Source organism: Roseateles sp. Mitsp63, assembly GCF_059491535.1.
Genome location: NZ_CP168509.1, coordinates 1,963,121 through 1,982,290 on the forward strand (window position 1 = coordinate 1,963,121; position 19,170 = coordinate 1,982,290).

Here is a 19,170-nt window from a genome sequence, read left to right on the forward strand (position 1 = left end):
CGGGCTTCGCGGTCAGCGGGTGAGCCGGATCAGAGACCGATCTCGCCGCCGTCCTTGCGGGTGATCACCACGGTCGCCGAGCGCGGACGCTTCTTCACCGTCGCGTCCGCCTGGTTGGCCGGCCAGTAGCTGCCGAAGGTGCGGGCCGCGAAGTCCGGCGCCGTCTCCTCGCCCGGGTGCTGCACGTTGAAGAACAGCGTCTTGTAGTCCGGCGTCATCGCGATGCCGGTGATCTCGCATTCCTTCGGGCCGACCAGGAAGCGGCGCAGCGTGTCCGCCGTCGCCTTGGCGCCGGCGCGCGTCTGCATCCCGCCCGCGGCCGTGGCCACGCCGCCGTCGCCGACCTTGCCCGGCAGCGCCGCCAGCATCATGCAGTTGGTGACGTCGGTGTACGCGCCGTCGTCCGTCTGGATCCACAGCATGCCGCGCTTGTCGAAGTACAGCCCGTCCGGGCTGGAGAAGTCGTTGACGTCCGTCAGCGACGACAGGTTCACGTCCGCCGCCGCGTCCTGCTGCGCGCCGAACAGGTACACGTCCCAGGTCATCTTGGTGACATCGGCCGCGTCTTCCTTCCAGCGGATGATGTGGCCGTTCGGGTTGCCCGACTGCGTCGCCGCGCCCTTCATGTCGACGTAGACGCGCGGGTTCGCGGCGTTCGCGGTCGCGGCGGTGCGGGTGCTGTTGTTGGTCAGGGTCATGTAGACCTCGCCATTGACCGGGTTCACCGCGCCCCATTCCGGACGGTCCATCTTGGTCGCGCCGAGCACGTCGGCGGCCAGGCGCGCGTTGATCAGCACATCGCCCTGATCGGCGAAGGCGTAGCTCGCGTTGGCGGCCGTCAGGCCGTTCTTGCCGAAGCTCAGCTCCAGCCAGTCGCCGCTGCCGTCGGCGTTGAAGCGGGCCACGTACAGCGTGCCTTCGTCCAGGTACTTGGCGCCGGCGGCCATGCCCTTGCCGACATCGGCCGCGTCCCAGTTGGCCTTGGAGACGAACTTGTAGATGTACTCGTTGCGCGAGTCGTCGCCCATGTAGATCACCACCGGCTTGCCGGCGACCGCTTCCGCCGGCCAGGCGCCTTCGTGGTTGAAGCGGCCCAGCGCGGTGCGCTTGGCGGGCGTCGAATCCGGCGCGAACGGATCGATCTCCACCACCCAGCCGAAGGTGTTGATCGTGTTGCGGTAGTCGGCCGTCGCGGCGCCGGCGGTCGCCGACGAGTTCCAGCGCGCGTACAGGTCGGCGGTGCCGGCCGTCTCCCACAGATAGGGGCTCTTGCGGTTCTGCGGCAGGCCGTAGCGGGCCAGGCTGACCACTTCCTTGGCGCTGCGCTGCGCGTCGTCGCCCGCGGCGCGGCTGATCACGTTGAGGTAGTTCTCCTCGCACGTGAGGTAGGTGCCCCACGGCGTGTAGCCATTGGCGCAGTTGTTGTTGGTGCCGCGGGTCTGGACGCCGGTCGGGCTGAACAGCGTCTGCAACTGCGCGTTGCCCTTGGCCGGGCCGGTGAAGTCCATCGTCGTGGCCGAGGTCACGCGGCGGTTGTAGCGCGAGCCGCGCACCATGCCGGCGTTGCCGCCGTCGCGCTTGACCTCGACGATGCTGACGCCGTGGGCGTAGATCTCCTTCTCCACCTCGACCGGGTTGCGCGCCGCGCCGGCGCTGCGGCCGCTCGGGTGCATCACGTAGGGGGCGACCACGTACTCGTGGTTGCAGGCCAGCAGGCCGCGGTCCGAGCGCTTGGCGTCGTAGCTGCCGGTCTCGGACAGGCCGAACCAGTACATGCCGTCATGGCCGTCGCCGATGCGGCGGTTGTAGGAGTCGGCGGACTCGGAGCCGTCGTCCTTCCAGGACTCGTCGCCGAAGTGCATCGGGTCGCCCAGCGCGTGCAGGATGCTGACGTTGTAGCCCTCGGCCACGGTCACCAGGTCGTTCTTGTTCTTGGCGACGGCGGTGAAGCCGATCTTCAGCGGCGCGGGCGCCGGGGCCGGCGCGGGGGCCGGAGCGGGCGCGGCGTCGTTGCCGCCGTCGCCGCCGCAGGCGCTCAGGATCGAGCCGCCCAGCAGCGCGGCGGCGGTGGTGCTGATGCCGCCCTTCAGGGCGACCCGGCGCGACAGGCGCGCGGCGAGGATGTCCTCGAAGTGAGGATTGGCGGACGGGTTGACCACCGCGTCCTCGTCGTAGTCGTTGACCGCGCCGTGGCTGGCCACGATGTCGTGCTGCTTGCTCATTCGTGAAGGCTCCGCTGCAAAGAAAGTGCGGGCGGATTCTGCGAAGGGCAGGTGACGACGACGTGAAAAGCGCGTTAGGGATTCCTCGATGTGTCCCTGGCCCTGCCGGCCGGGCGAATGGCGTTCAGGTCGGGGTGCCGGAAGTTTCCGGCAGGTCGCGCGGGGCGCCGAACATGAAGCAGTCGATGAAGGTGAAGTACAGCGAGCAGTAGAAGCCCGTCATCAGGATCATCGTCAGCGGCACCAGCAGGTAGGGCAGCGCGTTGACCAGCCCCAGCAGCAGCCCGGTGAAGGTCAGCAGCAGCGTCGCGCCGAAGGCCAGGCCGACCCAGGCCAGGCCCGACAGCGCGAAGGCGCCCTTGTTGCGCCACACGCCCAGCGTGCTCGAGAACAGCGCCTGCATCACGCCCTGGCCGCCCCAGTGGATCAGCGCCGGCGCATGCCAGAACGGGATCGAGAGCAGCGTGGTCAGCAGCAGCCGCAGCCCGATGCCGGTGGTCACCGCGGGATCGGTCATGGTGGCCTCGACGATCTTCGGGTCGACCTTGTCGGGGCCCTCGCCGCTGGCCGCGGCGACCTGGCCGACCGCGCGCACGAGCGCGCCGCCATCCAGCCAGTGCGCCAGGAACATCACCGCGACGATGCTCGCCGCGTAGAGCAGCCCCAGCAGCAGCTGGGCGCGGCGGCGCTCCTTGGTCAGCTGCAGCGGCTGCACGAAGACGGCGGCCGTCGGCGTGTGCGACTGCAGCACCTGGTGCGAGGCCAGCATGAAGGCCAGCGACACCAGCGGCATCGCCGCCAGCACGATCAGCTGGCCCAGCAGCGGCACCAGCTGCAGCAGCGAGGTCACCAGCAGGAACACGGCGAGCAGGCCGATCAGCGCGATCGGCTTGCGCTGCAGCACCTTGAGTCCGTGGCGCACCCAGAGCAGGCCGTTGCGCGGCGGGACCGATTGCAGGTGCAGGATCATGGCAGGGACTCCAGCGCATGCCAGGGTCTGGCGATGCGCTCGCGCAGGACGCGCTCGAAATGGGTCGGGTCGTGGGGTTTGAGGAGGCTGGCCTCGCGGGGCAAGTGGAAGTCCCACAGGCGCGAGATCCAGAAGCGCAGCGCCGCCGCGCGCAGCAGGCCGGGTAGCAGGCGGTGCTCGGCGCCGGTGAGCGGGCGCACCGATTCATAGGCCTTGACGAAGGCGCTGGCGCGCTGCTCGTCCAGGCGGCCGCTGTCCAGGTCGATGCACCAGTCGTTCAGGCAGACGCAGAGGTCGAACAGGAAGCTGTCGACGCCGGCGAAGTAGAAGTCGAAGAAGCCGCTGAGCCGCTCGCGGCCGGGCAGGCCGTCGAACATCACGTTGTCGCGGAACAGGTCGGCGTGGATGGGGCCGCGCGGCAGCGCCGCGGCGGCCGGGGCGAGCTGTTCCTGGAAGGCCAGCTCGGCGGTCAGCAGCCCGGCCGGTTCCGGCGCCAGATGCGGCAGCACGACCGGCACGGTCTCGCGCCACCAGGGCAGTGCGCGCAGGTTGTCCTGGTGCAGCGGGAAGTCCTGGCCGGCCAGGTGCATGCGGGCCAGCCCGGCGCCGACCTGCGCGCAGTGGAATTCATCCGGCGCCAGCTGATGGCCGCCGCGCAGCTTGTGGACGACCGCGGCCGGCTTGCCGGCGATGGCGTGCAGGATGCGGTCCTGCGCGTCGGGCTGCGGCGCCGGCACCGGCACGCCGCGGCGGGCCAGGTGGCGCATCAGCTCCAGGTAGAAGGGCAGCTGCTCGAACGTGAGCCGCTCGAAGATCGTCAGCACGTACTCGTGGCGCTCGCCGCCGCGCGTCGTGGTGACGAAGTAGTTGGTGTTCTCGATGCCGGCGGTGATGCCCTTGAGCGCGTGCAGGTCGCCCAGGTTCAGCGTGTCGAGCAGGACTTGCGCCTGCTCGGGCGAGACGTCGGTGAATACGGCCATGAAGCGGAGAAAGAGCGGGACCGGCGTGGCCCAGGCCAGGCCGGGCCGCCCCGGTCAGAAATTGAAGATGCGCCAGACGCGCGCGCCCGCGTTGCCGCGGTCGGCGCCCTGACGGGTGGGGAGGTCGCGGCCGCTGTCGCCGAGCAGGATCTCGTACTCGGGCGCCTTGCTGTCCTTGTTCTTGACCACAACCTTTTGAGTCAGGCCCCGCACCCGGGTCTCCTCGATGCGAACCTTGTCGTCCTCGTTGACGAGCTGCTCGACCTTGACGTCCGGCACGTCGCGGAACTTCTGCGGCTCCGCGGGGGCCGCCGCCGGGGCCGCGGGCGCGTCGGCCGCGAGGACCGCGGAGGCCGGCAGCGACAGCGCGGTCAGGACGGCGAGCAGCGGGGCGAGGCGGGTGGTGTTCATGGTGGGGGCGATTCTATGCCCCGCTCCTGGAAAACCCCTTCCCCTGGGCGAGGGCCCGCCGCAGGCCGCGTCTGCTGACAGGGCGGGTGGCGCGCGCCTGCAACAATGGCGGGATGAGCAAACCTCTGATGCTGCTGGTCGACGGTTCCAGCTATCTCTACCGTGCCTACCACGCGATGCCCGACCTGCGCGGCCCCGGCGGCCAGCCCACGGGCGCCATCCACGGCATGGTGGCGATGCTGAAGAAGCTGCGCGACGACTACGGCGCCGAGCACGCGGCCTGCGTGTTCGACGCCTCCGGCCCGACCTTCCGCGATGAGTGGTATCCCGAGTACAAGGCCCAGCGCGCCCCGATGCCCGAGGACCTGCGCGCCCAGATCGACCCGATCCATGAGGTGGTGAAGCTGCTGGGCTGGCCGGTGCTGACGGTGCCCGGCATCGAGGCCGACGACTGCATCGGCACGCTGTCCCGGGTGGCGGCGGCGGCGGGGCACCAGGTGGTGATCTCCACCGGCGACAAGGACCTGGCGCAGCTGGTGACGCCGGATGTCTCGCTGATCAACACGATGAGCAACGAGAAGCTGGACGAGGCCGGCGTGGTGGCCAAGTTCGGCGTGCCGCCGGACCGGATCATCGATTACCTGACGCTGATGGGCGACACGGTGGACAACGTGCCCGGCGTCGAGAAGGTCGGCCCGAAGACGGCGGCCAAGTGGATCGGCGAGCACGGCTCGCTGGACGGCGTCATCGCCAACGCGGACAAGATCAAGGGCGTGGCCGGCGAGAACCTGCGCAAGGCGCTGGACTGGCTGCCGATGGGCCGCAAGCTGGTGACGGTGAAGGTCGACTGCGACCTGTGCCTGCATGTCTCGGGCTGGCCGGCGCTGGCATCGCTGGCCTTCAACCCGGTCGACGAGGCGGGCCTGCTCGAGTTCTACGCCCGCAATGGCTTCAAGACCTGGAAGCGCGACCTGGAGGGCAAGCTCGGCGGCGCGGCGCCCAAGCGCGTGGCGCCGGAGGCGGACCTGGGCGCGGACGGCCCGGCCGACGCCTTCGCGGCGCACGAGCCGCCGGCCCTCCCGATCGACAAGCAGTACGAGACCCTCGTCGACTTCTCGCGCCTGGAGGTCTGGATCGAGCGGTTGAACGCGGCCGAGCTGGCGGCCTTCGACACCGAGACCGACTCGCTGGACCCGATGCAGGCGCGCATCGTCGGCATCAGCTTCAGCGTCAAGCCGGGCGAGGCGGCCTACATCCCGCTGCGCCACGAGGGCCCGGACGCGCCCGAGCAGCTGCCGATGGACGAGGTGCTGGCGCGGCTCAAGCCCTGGTTCGAGGACCCGCTGAAGAAGAAGGTGGCGCAGAACGTCAAGTACGACACCCACGTGCTGGCCAACCACGGCATCGCGGTGCAGGGCACGGCCTACGACACGATGCTCGAGAGCTACGTGCTGGAGGCGCATCGCAGCCATGGGCTGGAGGCGCTGGCCGATCGCGTGCTGGGGCGCAAGGGGCTGAGCTACGAGGACCTGTGCGGCAAGGGCGCGCACCAGATCCCGTTCGCGCAGGTCGAGGTGGCCAAGGCCTCGGAGTATTCCTGCGAGGACTCCGAGATGTGCCTGCACGTGCACCAGACGCTGCTGCCGCGGCTGGAGGCGGATGCGGGGCTGAAGTTCATCTACGAGCAGGTCGAGATGCCGGTGTCGGCGCTGCTGGCGCGCATCGAGCGCCACGGCGTGCTGATCGACGCGGCCCGGCTGCAGGCGCAGAGCGCCGACCTGGGCCAGCGCATGGTCGCGGCGGAGCAGGCCGCGTATGAGATCGCGGGACAGCCGTTCAACATCGGCTCGCCCAAGCAGATCGGCGAGATCCTGTTCAACCGCCTGGGCCTGCCGGTGGTCAAGCGCACCGCGACCGGCGCGCCGTCGACCGACGAGGAGGTGCTGGAGAAGCTGTCGGCGGACTTCCCGCTGCCGGCCAAGATCCTCGAGTACCGCGCGCTGTCCAAGCTCAAGAGCACCTACACGGACAAGCTGCCGCTGATGGTCAACGCGAAGACCGGGCGGGTGCACACCACCTACTCGCAGGCGGTGGCGGTGACGGGGCGGCTGTCGAGCAACGAGCCCAACCTGCAGAACATCCCGATCCGCACGGCCGATGGCCGGCGCGTGCGCGAGGCCTTCATCGCGCCGCCGGGGCATGTGATCGTGTCGGCGGACTATTCGCAGATCGAGCTGCGGATCATGGCCCACATGAGCGAGGACCCGGGCCTGCTCAAGGCCTTCCAGGAAGGCCAGGACGTGCACCGCGCGACGGCGGCGGAGGTCTTCGGCGGCGGGCTGGACGCGGTGACGCCGGAGCAGCGGCGCTATGCGAAGACGATCAACTTCGGGCTGATCTACGGGATGGGCGCGTTCGGGCTGGCGCAGTCGCTGGGGATCGAGCAGAAGGCGGCGAAGGACTACATCGATCGCTACTTCACGCGCTTCGCGGGGGTGCGGCAGTACATGGACGACACCAAGCAGTTCGCGAAGGCGAAGGGCTATGTGGAGACGGTGTTCGGGCGCCGGCTGTGGCTGCCGGAGATCAACTCGGGGAATGGCCCGCGCCGCAGCGGGGCGGAGCGCCAGGCGATCAACGCGCCGATGCAGGGCACGGCGGCCGACCTGATCAAGCTGGCGATGATCGCGGTGCAGCAGGCGCTGGACGAGCAGGGGAAGAAGACGAGGATCGTGATGCAGGTGCATGACGAACTGGTCTTCGAGGTGCCGGACGAGGAGCTGGACTGGATCAAGGCGGAAGTGCCGACGCTGATGGCGGGCGTCGCGGCGCTCAAGGTGCCACTGCTGGCCGAAGTGGGCGTCGGCGCCAACTGGGACGAGGCCCACTGACTGCCCGCATGAACTCCCTCGCCCCGCAAGCGGGGAGCCATGAACTCCCTCCCCGCAAGGGGGAGGCATGAACTCCCTCTCGCCGCAAGCGGGAGGCATGAACTCCCTCGCCCCCCGCGAGGGGGGAGAGGGCAGGGGAGAGGGGGCTCTCGGAAGAGCACCACCGGCGTACTTCGACGCCCCCTCTCCCCCGCCCTCTCCCCGCAAGCGGGGCGAGGGAGTTCTCGGGGCGAGGGAGTTCTAAGTTTCCCCGCCCTATGATCCACCCCCTATGAATTGGCCCTATGAGTTGCAGATCGGCTGGCGCTACACGCGAGCCGGGCGTGGGGGGCGCCGCAACCGCTTCATCTCCTTCATCTCCGGCGTCTCGATGTTCGGCATCGCGCTGGGCGTCGCCGCGTTGATCATCGTGCTGTCGGTGATGAACGGCTTCCAGAAGGAAGTCCGCTCGCGGATGCTCTCCGTCGTCGCGCACGTCGAGCTGCTGAACGACAGCGGGGAAGGGCTCCCCGACTGGCGCGCCGTCGCCGATCTGGCGAAGAAGAACCCCGCAGTCGTCGCCGCCGCCCCCTTCGTGTCGGGCCAGGCGCTGATCGCGCGCGGCTCCGACATGCGCGGCACCATCGTGCGCGGCATCGACCCGGCCTTCGAGCCCGCCGTCACGCCGATCGCCGCCGAGCTCGCCAGGCAGGGCCTGCTCGAACGCCTCGTGCCGGGCCAGTGGAACGTGATCCTCGGCGTCGAACTCGCGCGCCAGCTCGGCGTGCAGCGCGGCGACAAGATCACGCTGGCCATCCCCTCCGGCCAGGTGACGCCGCTGGGCGTGCAGCCCACGCTGCGCCAGTTCACGCTCGTGGGCGTCTTCGAAGCCGGCCACTACGAATACGACAGCGGCCTGGCGCTGATCCACGTCGGCGACGCCGCCAAGGTCTTCCGCACCGGCACGCCCAGCGGCGTGCAGCTGAAGCTGCGCGACGTCCAGCAGGCGCGCGAGGTCGGCGCCCAGCTCCAGCGCGAGATGCTGCACGAAGGCCGCGCCATCTACGTGCGCGACTGGACCCGCACCAACGCCAACTGGTACGACGCCGTCCAGGTCGAGAAGCGGATGATGGGCATCATCCTCACGCTGATCGTGGCGGTGGCCGCCTTCAACCTGGTGTCGACGCTGGTGATGACCGTCACCGACAAGCAGGCCGACATCGCCATCCTGCGGACCCTCGGCGCGAGCCCGCGCTCGATCATGGGCGTGTTCATGATCCAGGGCGCGCTGGCCGGCGTGATCGGCACCTTCGGCGGACTGGGGCTGGGCCTGCTGGTCGCGCACAACCTGGACGTCATCGTGCCCTTCATCGAGCGGCTGCTGCACACGACCTTCCTGCCGGCCAGCATCTACGTCATCAGCCACATGCCCAGCGACCCCCAATGGGCCGACATCGTCCCCATCACCGTGATCTCGCTGATCCTGGCGTTCGTCGCGACGCTGTATCCGAGCTGGCGCGCCAGCCGCGTCCAACCGGCGGAGGCGCTGCGCTATGAATGAGAGCCTCCACGCGTCCCCCGCCACCGGCCGCGCCGCCGGCCAGGTGGTGCTGCAGAGCCTGGGCCTGGGCAAGCGCTTCGTCGAAGGGCCGCTCAAGGTGCAGGTCTTCGACCAGCTCGACCTGACGGTGCGCGCCGGCGAGACGCTCGCGGTGCTGGGCGCCTCGGGCTCGGGCAAGAGCACGCTGCTGCACCTGCTGGGCGGCCTGGACGAGCCCACCGCCGGCCGTGTCGAGCTGATGGGCCGCGACCTCGCGTCGCTCGGCCAGAAGGCCCGCGGCGACTGGCGCAACCAGCACCTGGGCTTCATCTACCAGTTCCACCACCTGCTGCCGGAGTTCAGCGCGCTGGACAACGTCGCGATGCCGCTGCGCATCCGCCGCGTGCCGCAGGAGCAGGCGCGCGCGCAGGCGGAGAAGGTGCTGGCGCGCGTCGGCCTGGGCGCGCGCGTGCAGCACCGGCCCGGCGAGCTGTCCGGCGGCGAGCGCCAGCGCGTGGCCATCGCCCGCGCGCTGGTCACCGGCCCGGCCTGCGTGCTGGCCGACGAGCCCACCGGCAACCTGGACCGCGCCACCGCCGCGACCGTCTTCGACCTGATGCTGGAGATGGCCCGCGAGCTGGGCACCGCCTTCGTGATGGTCACGCACGACCAGGACCTGGCGGGCCGCTGCGAGCACCAGCGGCGGCTGGTCAACGGCGCGCTGCAGGCGCTCGCCGCCTGACCCCGGCCGAGGCTGGGTTGCCCGATCGCGAGGCATGTCCGGGGCGCGCGCCCCGGGCCGCGCCGCCCGCTGGATTACGATGCGCGACACCATGACCGCCTCGAAGCTTTCCCCGGAATCCCCGTCCACCCGCTTCATCCTGAAGCTCAGCTGCCCCGACCAGGCCGGCATCGTGCACGCCGTGACCGGCGTCCTGCTGGAGCAGGGCGCCAACATCCTGACCTCGGCTCAGCACGGCGATGGCGACCACCGCCGCTTCTTCATGCGCATCGAGTTCGAGTGCGCCCAGCCGCGTCCCGCCGCCGCGCTGCGCGAGGTCTTCGCGCCGCTGGCCGCGCGGCTGTCGATGGACTGGGAGCTGGTCGACGCGCAGCGCAAGACCCGCGTGCTGCTGCTGGTGTCCAAGCTCGGCCACTGCCTGAACGACCTGCTGTTCCGCGTCCAGACCGGGCACCTCGCGATCGAGATCCCGGCCATCGTCTCCAACCATCGCGACTTCTATCAGCTGGCGGCCTCGCACGACATCCCCTTCCACCACCTGCCGCTGCTGCACGCCAGCGAGGACCAGAAGCAGGCCCAGGAGCGCAAGATCCGCGAGCTGATCGAGGAACAGCGGATCGACCTGGTCGTGCTGGCGCGCTACATGCAGATCCTGTCGCCGCAGATGTGCCGCTTCCTGGAAGGCCGCGCGATCAACATCCACCACAGCTTCCTGCCCAGTTTCAAGGGCGCGCGTCCCTACCACCAGGCCCATGAGCGCGGCGTCAAGCTGATCGGCGCGACCGCGCACTACGTGACCTCCGACCTGGACGAGGGGCCGATCATCGAGCAGGACGTGGCCCGCATCGACCATTCGATGACGCCGGACCAGCTCGTGGCCATCGGCCGCGACACCGAGTGCGTGACGCTGGCCCGCGCGATCCAGTGGCATGCCGAGCACCGCGTGCTGCTGAACGGCCACCGGACCGTCGTCTTCCGCTGAGCCCGCGCCCGTCCGCCAGGCCTGTCATGTGGACGGACACCCACTGCCACCTGGACGCGTCCGAGTTCGACGCCGACCGCGACGCGGTCATCGCGCGCGCCCGCGCGGCGGGCGTGTCGCAGATCGTGATCCCGGCGGTCGTGGCCGGGAACTTCGAGCAGGTGAGGGGGCTCGCGCAGGCACGGGGCTTCAGCTACGCGCTGGGCATCCATCCGCTGTACGTGATGCACGCCCGCGAGGACGACCTTGCGCGGCTCGACCGGATGCTCGCCGAGTGCCGTGACGACCCGCGGCTGGTCGGCATCGGCGAGATCGGGCTGGACTTCTTCGTCAAGGACCTGGACGAGGCCCGGCAGCGGCACTTCTACCTCGAGCAGCTCAAGCTCGCGAAGCGCCACGGGCTGCCGGTGATCCTGCATGTGCGCCGCAGCGCGGACCAGTTGCTCGCCGGCCTGCGCCGCGTCGGCCTGGAGACCGGCGGCATCGGCCATGCGTTCAACGGCAGCCGGCAACAGGCGGACGCCTTCCTTGAGCTCGGCTTCAAGCTGGGCTTCGGCGGCACGGTGACCTTCGACCGCTCGCTGCAGATCCGCCGGCTGGCCGCCGAGCTGCCTGAGGAGGCGCTCGTCGTCGAGACCGACGCGCCCGACATTCCGCCGCACTGGCTGTATCGCACCGCCGGGGAACGCGCCGCCGGCGCGACCTCGCGCAACGAGCCGGGCGAGCTGCCGCGCATCGGCGCCTGCCTGGCCGGGCTGCGCGGCTGGACGCCGGAACAGGCCGCCGCGATCACCACGCGCAACGCGCGCGCCGCGCTGCCGAGGCTGACCGCGCTGGCGGCGCTCGAAGCGCCGGAATCGCGGGAAGCGCCCGGCGCCGCATCGCATGGCTGACGGCGGCGCCGACGTCGATGCGACGCGCTGGCAAGGCCTGGCCCCAGTGCACGCGCCCGACGCCCAATGGCTGCTGCTGGGCAGCTTCCCCGGCGTGGCCTCGCTGCGCGCGCAGCAGTACTACGGCCATCCGCGCAACCAGTTCTGGCGCCTGGTCGGCGACGTCTTCGGCGCCGACCTCGTGGCCATGGGCTATCCGGAGCGCCTGGCCGCGCTGCGCGGCCACCGCATCGCCGTCTGGGACGTCATTACCGAGACCGAGCGCGCCGGCAGCCTCGACAGCGCCATCCGCCATCCCTTCGCCAGCGATCTCGGCCGCCTGCTCGCGCGGCTGCCGGCGCTGCGCGTCATCGGCTTCAACGGCGGCACGGCGCTGCGCCTCGGGCTGAAGCAGCTCGGCCCGCTTGCAGCCCGTTACCGCGTGCTGGGGCTGCCCAGTTCCAGTCCCGCCCACACGATGCCCTACGATGACAAGCTTCGCGCCTGGCGACAGCTCGCCGGGCCCTCGAACGACCTCTGACAAGACCGGGCCCGCGGACCCGGCGTGGGAACGACAGCCGTGAGCAAGCACCGGGACTCGAAGCACAAGGGCGGCCGCAAGACCGAATGGGTCGAGGCGACGCTGAGCGAATTCGACGGCGTGCGCTTCCTGCATCTCGACTCGATCTGGGTGCAGGGCGCCATGCGCGTCAAGAAGCCGGAGAAGCTCGAGCTCGAATACATCCAGCGCATGATGGCCTGGATGCTGTGGCGCGACACCCGCGAGATGACGCAGGGCCAGGCGGTGCAGCTCGGCCTGGGCGCCGGCGCGTTGACGCGCTTCTGCCGCAGGCAGCTGAAGATGAAGACCACCGCGGTCGAGATCAATCCGACCGTCATCAGCGCCAACCGCCACTGGTTCCACCTGCCCGACGACGACGAGCGGCTGCGCGTGCTCAACGAGGACGCCGGCCGATGGGTCGCCGACGCGGCCAACTGGGGCCTGGCGCAGGTGCTCAACGTCGACCTCTACGACCACGACGCCGCGGCGCCGGTGCTCGACGACGAGGCCTTCTACGCCGACTGCCGCCGCGTGCTCGCCGACGGCGGCCTGATGACGGTGAACCTGTTCGGCCGCAGCGCCAGCTTCGCCCGCAGCGCCGCGCGCATCGCCAAGGCATTCGGCTCGGACCAGGTCTGGCACCTGACGCCGACCCGCGAGGGCAACACCATCGTCGTGGCGGCGCGCGGCGTCGCCGTGCCGGAGCGCGAGGTGCTGGAGCAGCGCGCGGACCACATCGAGGCCCGTTTCGAACTGCCGGCCCGCAAGTGGCTGAAGCTGGTGCGGCCGCTGCCGATGAACGTGATCCAGCAGATCCATGCCGACAGACCGGCGACACCCATCAGCGAAGCACAAGAACCATGAAGCACAAGAACGCCAAGGGCGAGGAGACCGCGGGCGCCAAGCTGGAGTGGCGCCAGCTGCTGCACTGGCTCGCGGAGGATGGCGTCATCGACGCCGAGCAGGTCCAGCGCACCGAGGCGCGCCTGGGCGCCGGCCACAGCGCGCTGCATCCGCTGGTGCGGCTGGGCAATGCCGGCCTGATCCGCGTGGCCAGCGGCCGGCCGATCGACATCGAGCAACTGACCGAGTGGCTCGCCGGCCGGCTCAAGCTGCCCTACGTGCGCATCGACCCGCTGAAGGTGGACGTCGGCCGCGTCGCCGACGTGATGTCCGCCAGCTACGCCGAGGCGCGCCGCTGCCTGCCGATCCAGGTCGGCCTGACCGAGGTCACCATCGCTACCGCCGAGCCCAGCGACACCGGCTGGGTGCCGCAGATCGAGTCGCACACCCGCAAGCGGGTCAAGCTGGTGCTGGCCAATCCGCAGGAGATCGCGCGCCTCACGACCGAGTTCTTCACGCTGGCCCGCTCGGTCCGCGCGGCCACCAAGTCGGGCGAGGTCAACCAGCCCGCCAGCTTCGAGCAGCTCGTCGAACTGGGGCGCAGCAACCGCCAGCTCGACGCCAACGACCAGGGCGTGGTGCAGGTGGTGGACTGGCTCTGGCAGTACGCCTTCGACCAGCGCGCCAGCGACATCCACCTCGAGCCGCGCCGCGAGATGGGCGTGATCCGCTTCCGCATCGACGGCGTGCTGCACACCGTCTACCAGCTGCCGCCCACGGTGATGAGCGCGATGACCGCGCGCATCAAGCTGCTCGGCCGCATGGACGTGGTGGAGAAGCGCCGCCCGCTCGACGGCCGCATCAAGACGCGCAACCCGGCCGGCGAGGAAGTGGAAATGCGCCTGTCGACGCTGCCCACCGCCTTCGGCGAGAAGATGGTGATGCGGATCTTCGACCCCGACACCGCCGTCAAGGACCTGGCGCAGCTGGGCTTCTCCGGCCACGACGCCGAGCGCTGGAACCGCCTCACCAGCCGGCCGCACGGGATCATCCTGGTCACCGGCCCGACCGGCAGCGGCAAGACCTCGACGCTGTACTCGACGCTCAAGCGCCTGGCCACCGAGGAAGTCAACGTCTGCACCGTCGAGGACCCGATCGAGATGATCGAGCCCGCCTTCAACCAGTCGCAGGTGCAGCCGGCCATCGACTTCAACTTCGCCGAGGGCCTGCGCGCGCTGATGCGCCAGGACCCGGACATCATCATGGTGGGCGAGATCCGCGACCTGGAGACCGCCGAGATGGCGATCCAGGCCTCGCTGACCGGCCACCTGGTGTTCTCGACGCTGCACACCAACGACTCGGCCTCGGCGATCACGCGGATGGTGGACCTGGGCGTGCCCAACTACCTGATCGACGCGACGGTGATCGGCGTGCTGGCGCAGCGCCTGGTGCGCACGCTGTGCCCCAACTGCAAGCAGCCCGACCCCGACGTCACCCGCGAGTCGCTCAACGAGATGCTCAAGCCCTGGCGCCTGAACGGCGGCGTCAAGCCCTACCGCCCGGTGGGCTGCCTGGACTGCCGCAACACCGGCTACCGCGGCCGCTCCGGCCTGTACGAGCTGCTGATGCTGACCGACAGCGTCCGCAAGCACCTGCATCCCGACACCGACATGACGGCGCTGCGCCGCCAGGCCCTGCAGGAAGGGCTGCGGCCGCTGCGCCTGGCCGGCGCGATGAAGGTCGCCGAGGGCGTCACCACCATGGACGAGGTGCTGCGCAGCACGCCGACCTGGGAGACCTGACCATCCCCGCGCGCCGCCCGGGAGGGTCGCGCGCGTGAAGAGGGTCTGAGGCGCCGTGCGATTGGCGCCGTCTCTCATTACGTGATATCCACAGACGCCAGGGGAGGCGCGATTCCTAGAATCGCCGCCATTCAAAGCCGATAAAGGTCCCCTCGATGAAGATCAAGAGTCAACGCGACTTCTGGTCAGGGCTGATGTTCATGGTGGTTGGCGTCGCGTTCGCGTGGGGCTCGGCCGTGAATTACAGCTTTGGCTCGTCCGCCCGGCCCGGGCCGGGCTATTTCCCGTTCGGCCTGGGCATCCTGCTCGCGCTGCTCGGCGCGGTGGTGCTGTTCAAGGCGCTGACCATCGAGTCCGAGGGCGGCCAGCCCGTCGGCGCCTTCGCCTGGAGACCGCTGCTGATCGTCGTCGGCGCGATCGTGCTGTTCGGCTTCGCGCTGCCGCGCCTGGGCATGGCGATCACGCTGCCGCTCCTGATCACCTGCGTGTCGATGGCCAGCGACGAATTCCGCTGGCGCGACGCGCTGCTCAGCAGCGTGGTGCTCACCTTGGGCAGCTACGCCATCTTCGTCTGGGGTCTGAGCCTGGTGATCCCCGTCTGGCCCGCGTTCCTGGGCGGTTGAGGAGACCACATGGACCTGATCCACAACCTGATGCTGGGGTTCGGCACGGCGTTCACGCTGGAGAACCTCCTGTACGCCTTCGGCGGCGCGGTGCTCGGCACCCTGATCGGCGTGCTGCCGGGCCTGGGCCCGGTCGCCACGATCGCGATGCTGCTGCCCTCGATCTACTCGCTGGACGCCACGCCGGCGCTGATCATGCTCGCCGGCATCTATTACGGCGCGCAGTACGGCGGTTCCACCACCGCCATCCTGATCAACGTGCCGGGCGAGTCCTCGTCCGTCGTGACCGCGATCGACGGCTACCAGATGGCCCGCCAGGGCCGCGCCGGTTCCGCGCTGGCGGCCGCCGGCCTGGGCTCGTTCTTCGCCGGCTGCGTCGGCACGGTCATCATCGCGGCCTTCGCGCCGCCGCTGACCGAGCTGGCCTTCAAGTTCGGCCCCGCCGAGTACTTCTCGCTGATGGTGCTGGGCCTGATCGGCGCGGTGGTGCTGGCCTCGGGCTCGCTGGTCAAGGCGATCTCGATGATCCTGCTGGGCCTGCTGCTCGGCCAGATCAACACCGACGTGATCTCCGGGACGCCGCGCTTCTCGTTCGACATTCCCGAGCTGACCGACGGCATCAACTTCGTCGTGATCGCGATGGGCATCTTCGGCTTCGGCGAGATCATCGCGAACCTGGGCCAGCCGGCCGAGCACCGCGAGGTCTTCACCAAGAGCGTCAAGGGCCTGTGGCCCACCAAGCAGGACTTCCACGACGCCTGGCCGGCCGTGATCCGCGGCACGGCGCTGGGCTCGCTGCTGGGCGTGCTGCCGGGCGGCGGCGCGCTGCTGGCCTCGTTCGCGGCCTACACGCTGGAGAAGAAGATCTCCAAGACGCCGGAGAAGTTCGGCAAGGGCGCGATCCAGGGCGTGGCCGGTCCCGAATCGGCCAACAACGCCGGCGCGCAGACCTCCTTCATCCCGATGCTGACGCTGGGCATCCCGCCCAACGCGGTGATGGCGCTGATGGTGGGCGCGATGACCATCAAGGGCATCCAGCCCGGCCCGCAGGTCATGACCAGCAACCCGGAACTGTTCTGGGGCCTGATCGCCTCGATGTGGGTCGGCAACCTGATGCTGGTGATCCTGAACCTGCCGCTGATCGGCATCTGGATCAAGCTGCTGACGGTGCCCTACCGCTTCCTGTTCCCGGCCATCGTCGTGTTCTGCTGCATCGGCACCTACACGCTGAACAACAACAACTTCGACGTGTTCATGACGGCCGCCTTCGCGGTGGTGGGCTATCTCTTCTACAAGCTGAGCTGCGAACCCGCGCCGCTGCTGCTGGGCTTCATCCTGGGCCCGATGATGGAAGAGAACCTGCGCCGGGCGCTGCTGCTGTCGCGCGGCGACTGGAGCACCTTCCTGTCGCGGCCGCTGTCGGCCGGCCTCTTGATCGCCGCGGCGCTGATGGTGGTGGTGGTGATGCTGCCGTCCATCAAGAACAAGCGCGAGCAAGCGTTCCAGGACGCGGACTGAGCCCGGTCCGTTCCCCACGGAAGCAGACAAAGACCCGCCTCGGCGGGTCTTTTTCATGGGGCGGCCAGCGGCGGGAACGATATGGATCAAGGGCTTGCCGGCGGTTCGTGCGAGAAGCGATCAAGTAGTCAATGACTTCTTCTTGCAGTTCTTGCGGGCCGCTCCGACAGCGTGCTACAGTCGCTGTCTTCGCTGCACAGACAAATGTTTTTGCAGCGGTCCTCGGAGGAACTGCTGGGGATGCTGAATGACTGACCGGGTATCGCCCGATTTGTTCATTCGGCGGGCGAGATTCTCGCAGTCGACGATGAAAATATTTTTCGCTGACTGCTTGACGGATTCAAAAAGAATCGTTCATAATCTCGCTTCTGCGCTGCTGACGACAAATCAGCGACGCGACGAAGCAAAGGCGAGAGTCAAGGCTCGAGTCTGAAGCGAAAGCTGCTTCGATGTTCTTTAAGAATTTACAGCCGATAAGCGTGGGCGTCTGGACGAGCGACCTGAGAAGGTTAAATCGCTAGATGCTCACGGAAAATGAATGAAGCTATGAAAGTAGTCTTTGTTCGATTCCGTTGAGAATTCAAGATCGAACTGTAGAGTTTGATCCTGGCTCAGATTGAACGCTGGCGGCATGCCTTACACATGCAAGTCGAACGGTAACGCGGGGCAACCTGGCGACGAGTGGCGAACGGGTGAGTAATGTATCGGAACGTGCCCAGTTGTGGGGGATAACTGCTCGAAAGAGCAGCTAATACCGCATACGACCTGAGGGTGAAAGCGGGGGATCGCAAGACCTCGCGCGATTGGAGCGGCCGATATCAGATTAGGTAGTTGGTGGGGTAAAGGCCTACCAAGCCGACGATCTGTAGCTGGTCTGAGAGGACGACCAGCCACACTGGGACTGAGACACGGCCCAGACTCCTACGGGAGGCAGCAGTGGGGAATTTTGGACAATGGGCGCAAGCCTGATCCAGCCATGCCGCGTGCGGGAAGAAGGCCTTCGGGTTGTAAACCGCTTTTGTCAGGGAAGAAAAGACTCCTGCTAATACCGGGGGTTCATGACGGTACCTGAAGAATAAGCACCGGCTAACTACGTGCCAGCAGCCGCGGTAATACGTAGGGTGCAAGCGTTAATCGGAATTACTGGGCGTAAAGCGTGCGCAGGCGGTTATGCAAGACAGATGTGAAATCCCCGGGCTCAACCTGGGAACTGCATTTGTGACTGCATGGCTAGAGTACGGCAGAGGGGGATGGAATTCCGCGTGTAGCAGTGAAATGCGTAGATATGCGGAGGAACACCGATGGCGAAGGCAATCCCCTGGGCCTGTACTGACGCTCATGCACGAAAGCGTGGGGAGCAAACAGGATTAGATACCCTGGTAGTCCACGCCCTAAACGATGTCAACTGGTTGTTGGGAGGGTTTCTTCTCAGTAACGTAGCTAACGCGTGAAGTTGACCGCCTGGGGAGTACGGCCGCAAGGTTGAAACTCAAAGGAATTGACGGGGACCCGCACAAGCGGTGGATGATGTGGTTTAATTCGATGCAACGCGAAAAACCTTACCTACCCTTGACATGCCAGGAATCCTGCAGAGATGTGGGAGTGCTCGAAAGAGAACCTGGACACAGGTGCTGCATGGCCGTCGTCAGCTCGTGTCGTGAGATGTTGGGTTAAGTCCCGCAACGAGCGCAACCCTTGTCATTAGTTGCTACGAAAGGGCACTCTAATGAGACTGCCGGTGACAAACCGGAGGAAGGTGGGGATGACGTCAGGTCATCATGGCCCTTATGGGTAGGGCTACACACGTCATACAATGGCCGGGACAGAGGGCTGCCAACCCGCGAGGGGGAGCTAATCCCAGAAACCCGGTCGTAGTCCGGATCGCAGTCTGCAACTCGACTGCGTGAAGTCGGAATCGCTAGTAATCGCGGATCAGCTTGCCGCGGTGAATACGTTCCCGGGTCTTGTACACACCGCCCGTCACACCATGGGAGCGGGTTCTGCCAGAAGTAGTTAGCCTAACCGCAAGGAGGGCGATTACCACGGCAGGGTTCGTGACTGGGGTGAAGTCGTAACAAGGTAGCCGTATCGGAAGGTGCGGCTGGATCACCTCCTTTCTAGAGAATGGCGAGACCGTTTGCTGGCCCAGGTCAGCAGATCGAGTCGAGTCCACACAAGCGAGTTCAGCGCGCCCACACTTATCGGCTGTAGTACACAACAGAAGAGTGAATAA

Annotated in this window: 14 protein-coding genes and 1 rRNA gene; 11 read left to right on the forward strand and 4 right to left on the reverse strand. The window is 68.1% G+C overall.

Annotated elements, in window-relative coordinates:
* Positions 1-29 precede the first annotated feature (29 nt).
* The 4 genes from ACEN96_RS08650 to ACEN96_RS08665 form a co-directional block, all read right to left on the reverse strand.
* Positions 30-2,222 (reverse strand): PhoX family protein, encoded by a 2,193-nt coding sequence (locus ACEN96_RS08650; RefSeq protein WP_495587620.1) that lies wholly within the window; start codon positions 2,220-2,222, stop codon positions 30-32.
* Positions 2,223-2,346: 124 nt separating this feature from the next.
* Positions 2,347-3,192: a BPSS1780 family membrane protein gene (locus tag ACEN96_RS08655; RefSeq protein WP_495587621.1), complete on the reverse strand. Its 846-nt coding sequence runs from the start codon at positions 3,190-3,192 to the stop codon at positions 2,347-2,349.
* Positions 3,189-4,172 (reverse strand): homoserine kinase, encoded by a 984-nt coding sequence (locus ACEN96_RS08660; RefSeq protein ID WP_495587622.1) that lies wholly within the window; start codon positions 4,170-4,172, stop codon positions 3,189-3,191. The genes ACEN96_RS08655 and ACEN96_RS08660 overlap by 4 nt, the downstream gene beginning before the upstream one ends.
* Positions 4,173-4,226: 54 nt before the next feature.
* Positions 4,227-4,583, reverse strand: coding sequence for a hypothetical protein (locus ACEN96_RS08665; RefSeq protein ID WP_495587623.1), 357 nt, complete (start codon positions 4,581-4,583; stop codon positions 4,227-4,229).
* Positions 4,584-4,696: 113 nt separating this feature from the next.
* On the opposite strand from ACEN96_RS08665, the gene polA reads away from it, so the two are divergent.
* From polA to ACEN96_RS08720, 11 genes are all read left to right on the forward strand, one after another.
* Positions 4,697-7,474, forward strand: coding sequence for a DNA polymerase I (gene polA, locus ACEN96_RS08670; protein WP_495587624.1), 2,778 nt, complete (start codon positions 4,697-4,699; stop codon positions 7,472-7,474).
* A 271-nt stretch (positions 7,475-7,745) separates the two neighbouring features.
* Positions 7,746-9,014: a lipoprotein-releasing ABC transporter permease subunit gene (locus tag ACEN96_RS08675; RefSeq protein ID WP_495587625.1), complete on the forward strand. Its 1,269-nt coding sequence runs from the start codon at positions 7,746-7,748 to the stop codon at positions 9,012-9,014.
* A complete protein-coding gene (locus ACEN96_RS08680) occupies positions 9,007-9,735 on the forward strand; it encodes an ABC transporter ATP-binding protein (RefSeq protein WP_495587626.1) in 729 nt (242 codons plus the stop codon). Before ACEN96_RS08675 ends, ACEN96_RS08680 begins: the two co-directional genes overlap by 8 nt.
* A gap of 91 nt (positions 9,736-9,826) precedes the next feature.
* The gene (purU, locus tag ACEN96_RS08685; RefSeq protein WP_495587627.1) at positions 9,827-10,717 is read left to right on the forward strand and encodes a formyltetrahydrofolate deformylase; all 891 of its coding nucleotides are present in this window, start codon (positions 9,827-9,829) and stop codon (positions 10,715-10,717) included.
* 26 nt (positions 10,718-10,743) lie between these two features.
* Positions 10,744-11,610: a TatD family hydrolase gene (locus ACEN96_RS08690; protein WP_495587628.1), complete on the forward strand. Its 867-nt coding sequence runs from the start codon at positions 10,744-10,746 to the stop codon at positions 11,608-11,610.
* Positions 11,603-12,130: a DNA-deoxyinosine glycosylase gene (locus tag ACEN96_RS08695; protein WP_495587629.1), complete on the forward strand. Its 528-nt coding sequence runs from the start codon at positions 11,603-11,605 to the stop codon at positions 12,128-12,130. Before ACEN96_RS08690 ends, ACEN96_RS08695 begins: the two co-directional genes overlap by 8 nt.
* Positions 12,131-12,169: 39 nt before the next feature.
* Positions 12,170-13,015, forward strand: coding sequence for a spermidine synthase (locus ACEN96_RS08700; RefSeq protein WP_495587630.1), 846 nt, complete (start codon positions 12,170-12,172; stop codon positions 13,013-13,015).
* Positions 13,012-14,796 carry a type IV pilus assembly ATPase TfpB gene (tfpB, locus tag ACEN96_RS08705; RefSeq protein WP_495587631.1) on the forward strand — a complete coding sequence of 595 codons (1,785 nt, stop codon included), beginning with the start codon at positions 13,012-13,014 and terminating at the stop codon, positions 14,794-14,796. Before ACEN96_RS08700 ends, tfpB begins: the two co-directional genes overlap by 4 nt.
* Positions 14,797-14,951: 155 nt before the next feature.
* A complete protein-coding gene (locus ACEN96_RS08710; protein WP_495587632.1) occupies positions 14,952-15,419 on the forward strand; it encodes a tripartite tricarboxylate transporter TctB family protein in 468 nt (155 codons plus the stop codon).
* A gap of 9 nt (positions 15,420-15,428) precedes the next feature.
* A complete protein-coding gene (locus ACEN96_RS08715; protein ID WP_495587633.1) occupies positions 15,429-16,937 on the forward strand; it encodes a tripartite tricarboxylate transporter permease in 1,509 nt (502 codons plus the stop codon).
* Between the two features lie 588 nt (positions 16,938-17,525).
* Positions 17,526-19,054 (forward strand): 16S ribosomal RNA (locus ACEN96_RS08720).
* The last annotated feature ends 116 nt before the right edge of the window (positions 19,055-19,170 follow it).

Bases quoted from the DNA above. Each gene is read 5' to 3' on its own strand.
- ACEN96_RS08715 (WP_495587633.1), top strand. From the start codon at position 15,429: ATGGACCTGATCCACAACCTGATGCTGGGGTTCGGCACGGCGTTCACG.
- ACEN96_RS08665 (WP_495587623.1), bottom strand. From the start codon at position 4,583: ATGAACACCACCCGCCTCGCCCCGCTGCTCGCCGTCCTGACCGCGCTG.
- ACEN96_RS08680 (WP_495587626.1), top strand. From the start codon at position 9,007: ATGAATGAGAGCCTCCACGCGTCCCCCGCCACCGGCCGCGCCGCCGGC.
- ACEN96_RS08675 (WP_495587625.1), top strand. From the start codon at position 7,746: ATGAATTGGCCCTATGAGTTGCAGATCGGCTGGCGCTACACGCGAGCC.
- polA (WP_495587624.1), top strand. From the start codon at position 4,697: ATGAGCAAACCTCTGATGCTGCTGGTCGACGGTTCCAGCTATCTCTAC.
- ACEN96_RS08690 (WP_495587628.1), top strand. From the start codon at position 10,744: ATGTGGACGGACACCCACTGCCACCTGGACGCGTCCGAGTTCGACGCC.
- ACEN96_RS08710 (WP_495587632.1), top strand. From the start codon at position 14,952: ATGAAGATCAAGAGTCAACGCGACTTCTGGTCAGGGCTGATGTTCATG.
- purU (WP_495587627.1), top strand. From the start codon at position 9,827: ATGACCGCCTCGAAGCTTTCCCCGGAATCCCCGTCCACCCGCTTCATC.
- ACEN96_RS08655 (WP_495587621.1), bottom strand. From the start codon at position 3,192: ATGATCCTGCACCTGCAATCGGTCCCGCCGCGCAACGGCCTGCTCTGG.
- tfpB (WP_495587631.1), top strand. From the start codon at position 13,012: ATGAAGCACAAGAACGCCAAGGGCGAGGAGACCGCGGGCGCCAAGCTG.
- ACEN96_RS08660 (WP_495587622.1), bottom strand. From the start codon at position 4,172: ATGGCCGTATTCACCGACGTCTCGCCCGAGCAGGCGCAAGTCCTGCTC.
- ACEN96_RS08695 (WP_495587629.1), top strand. From the start codon at position 11,603: ATGGCTGACGGCGGCGCCGACGTCGATGCGACGCGCTGGCAAGGCCTG.
- ACEN96_RS08650 (WP_495587620.1), bottom strand. From the start codon at position 2,222: ATGAGCAAGCAGCACGACATCGTGGCCAGCCACGGCGCGGTCAACGAC.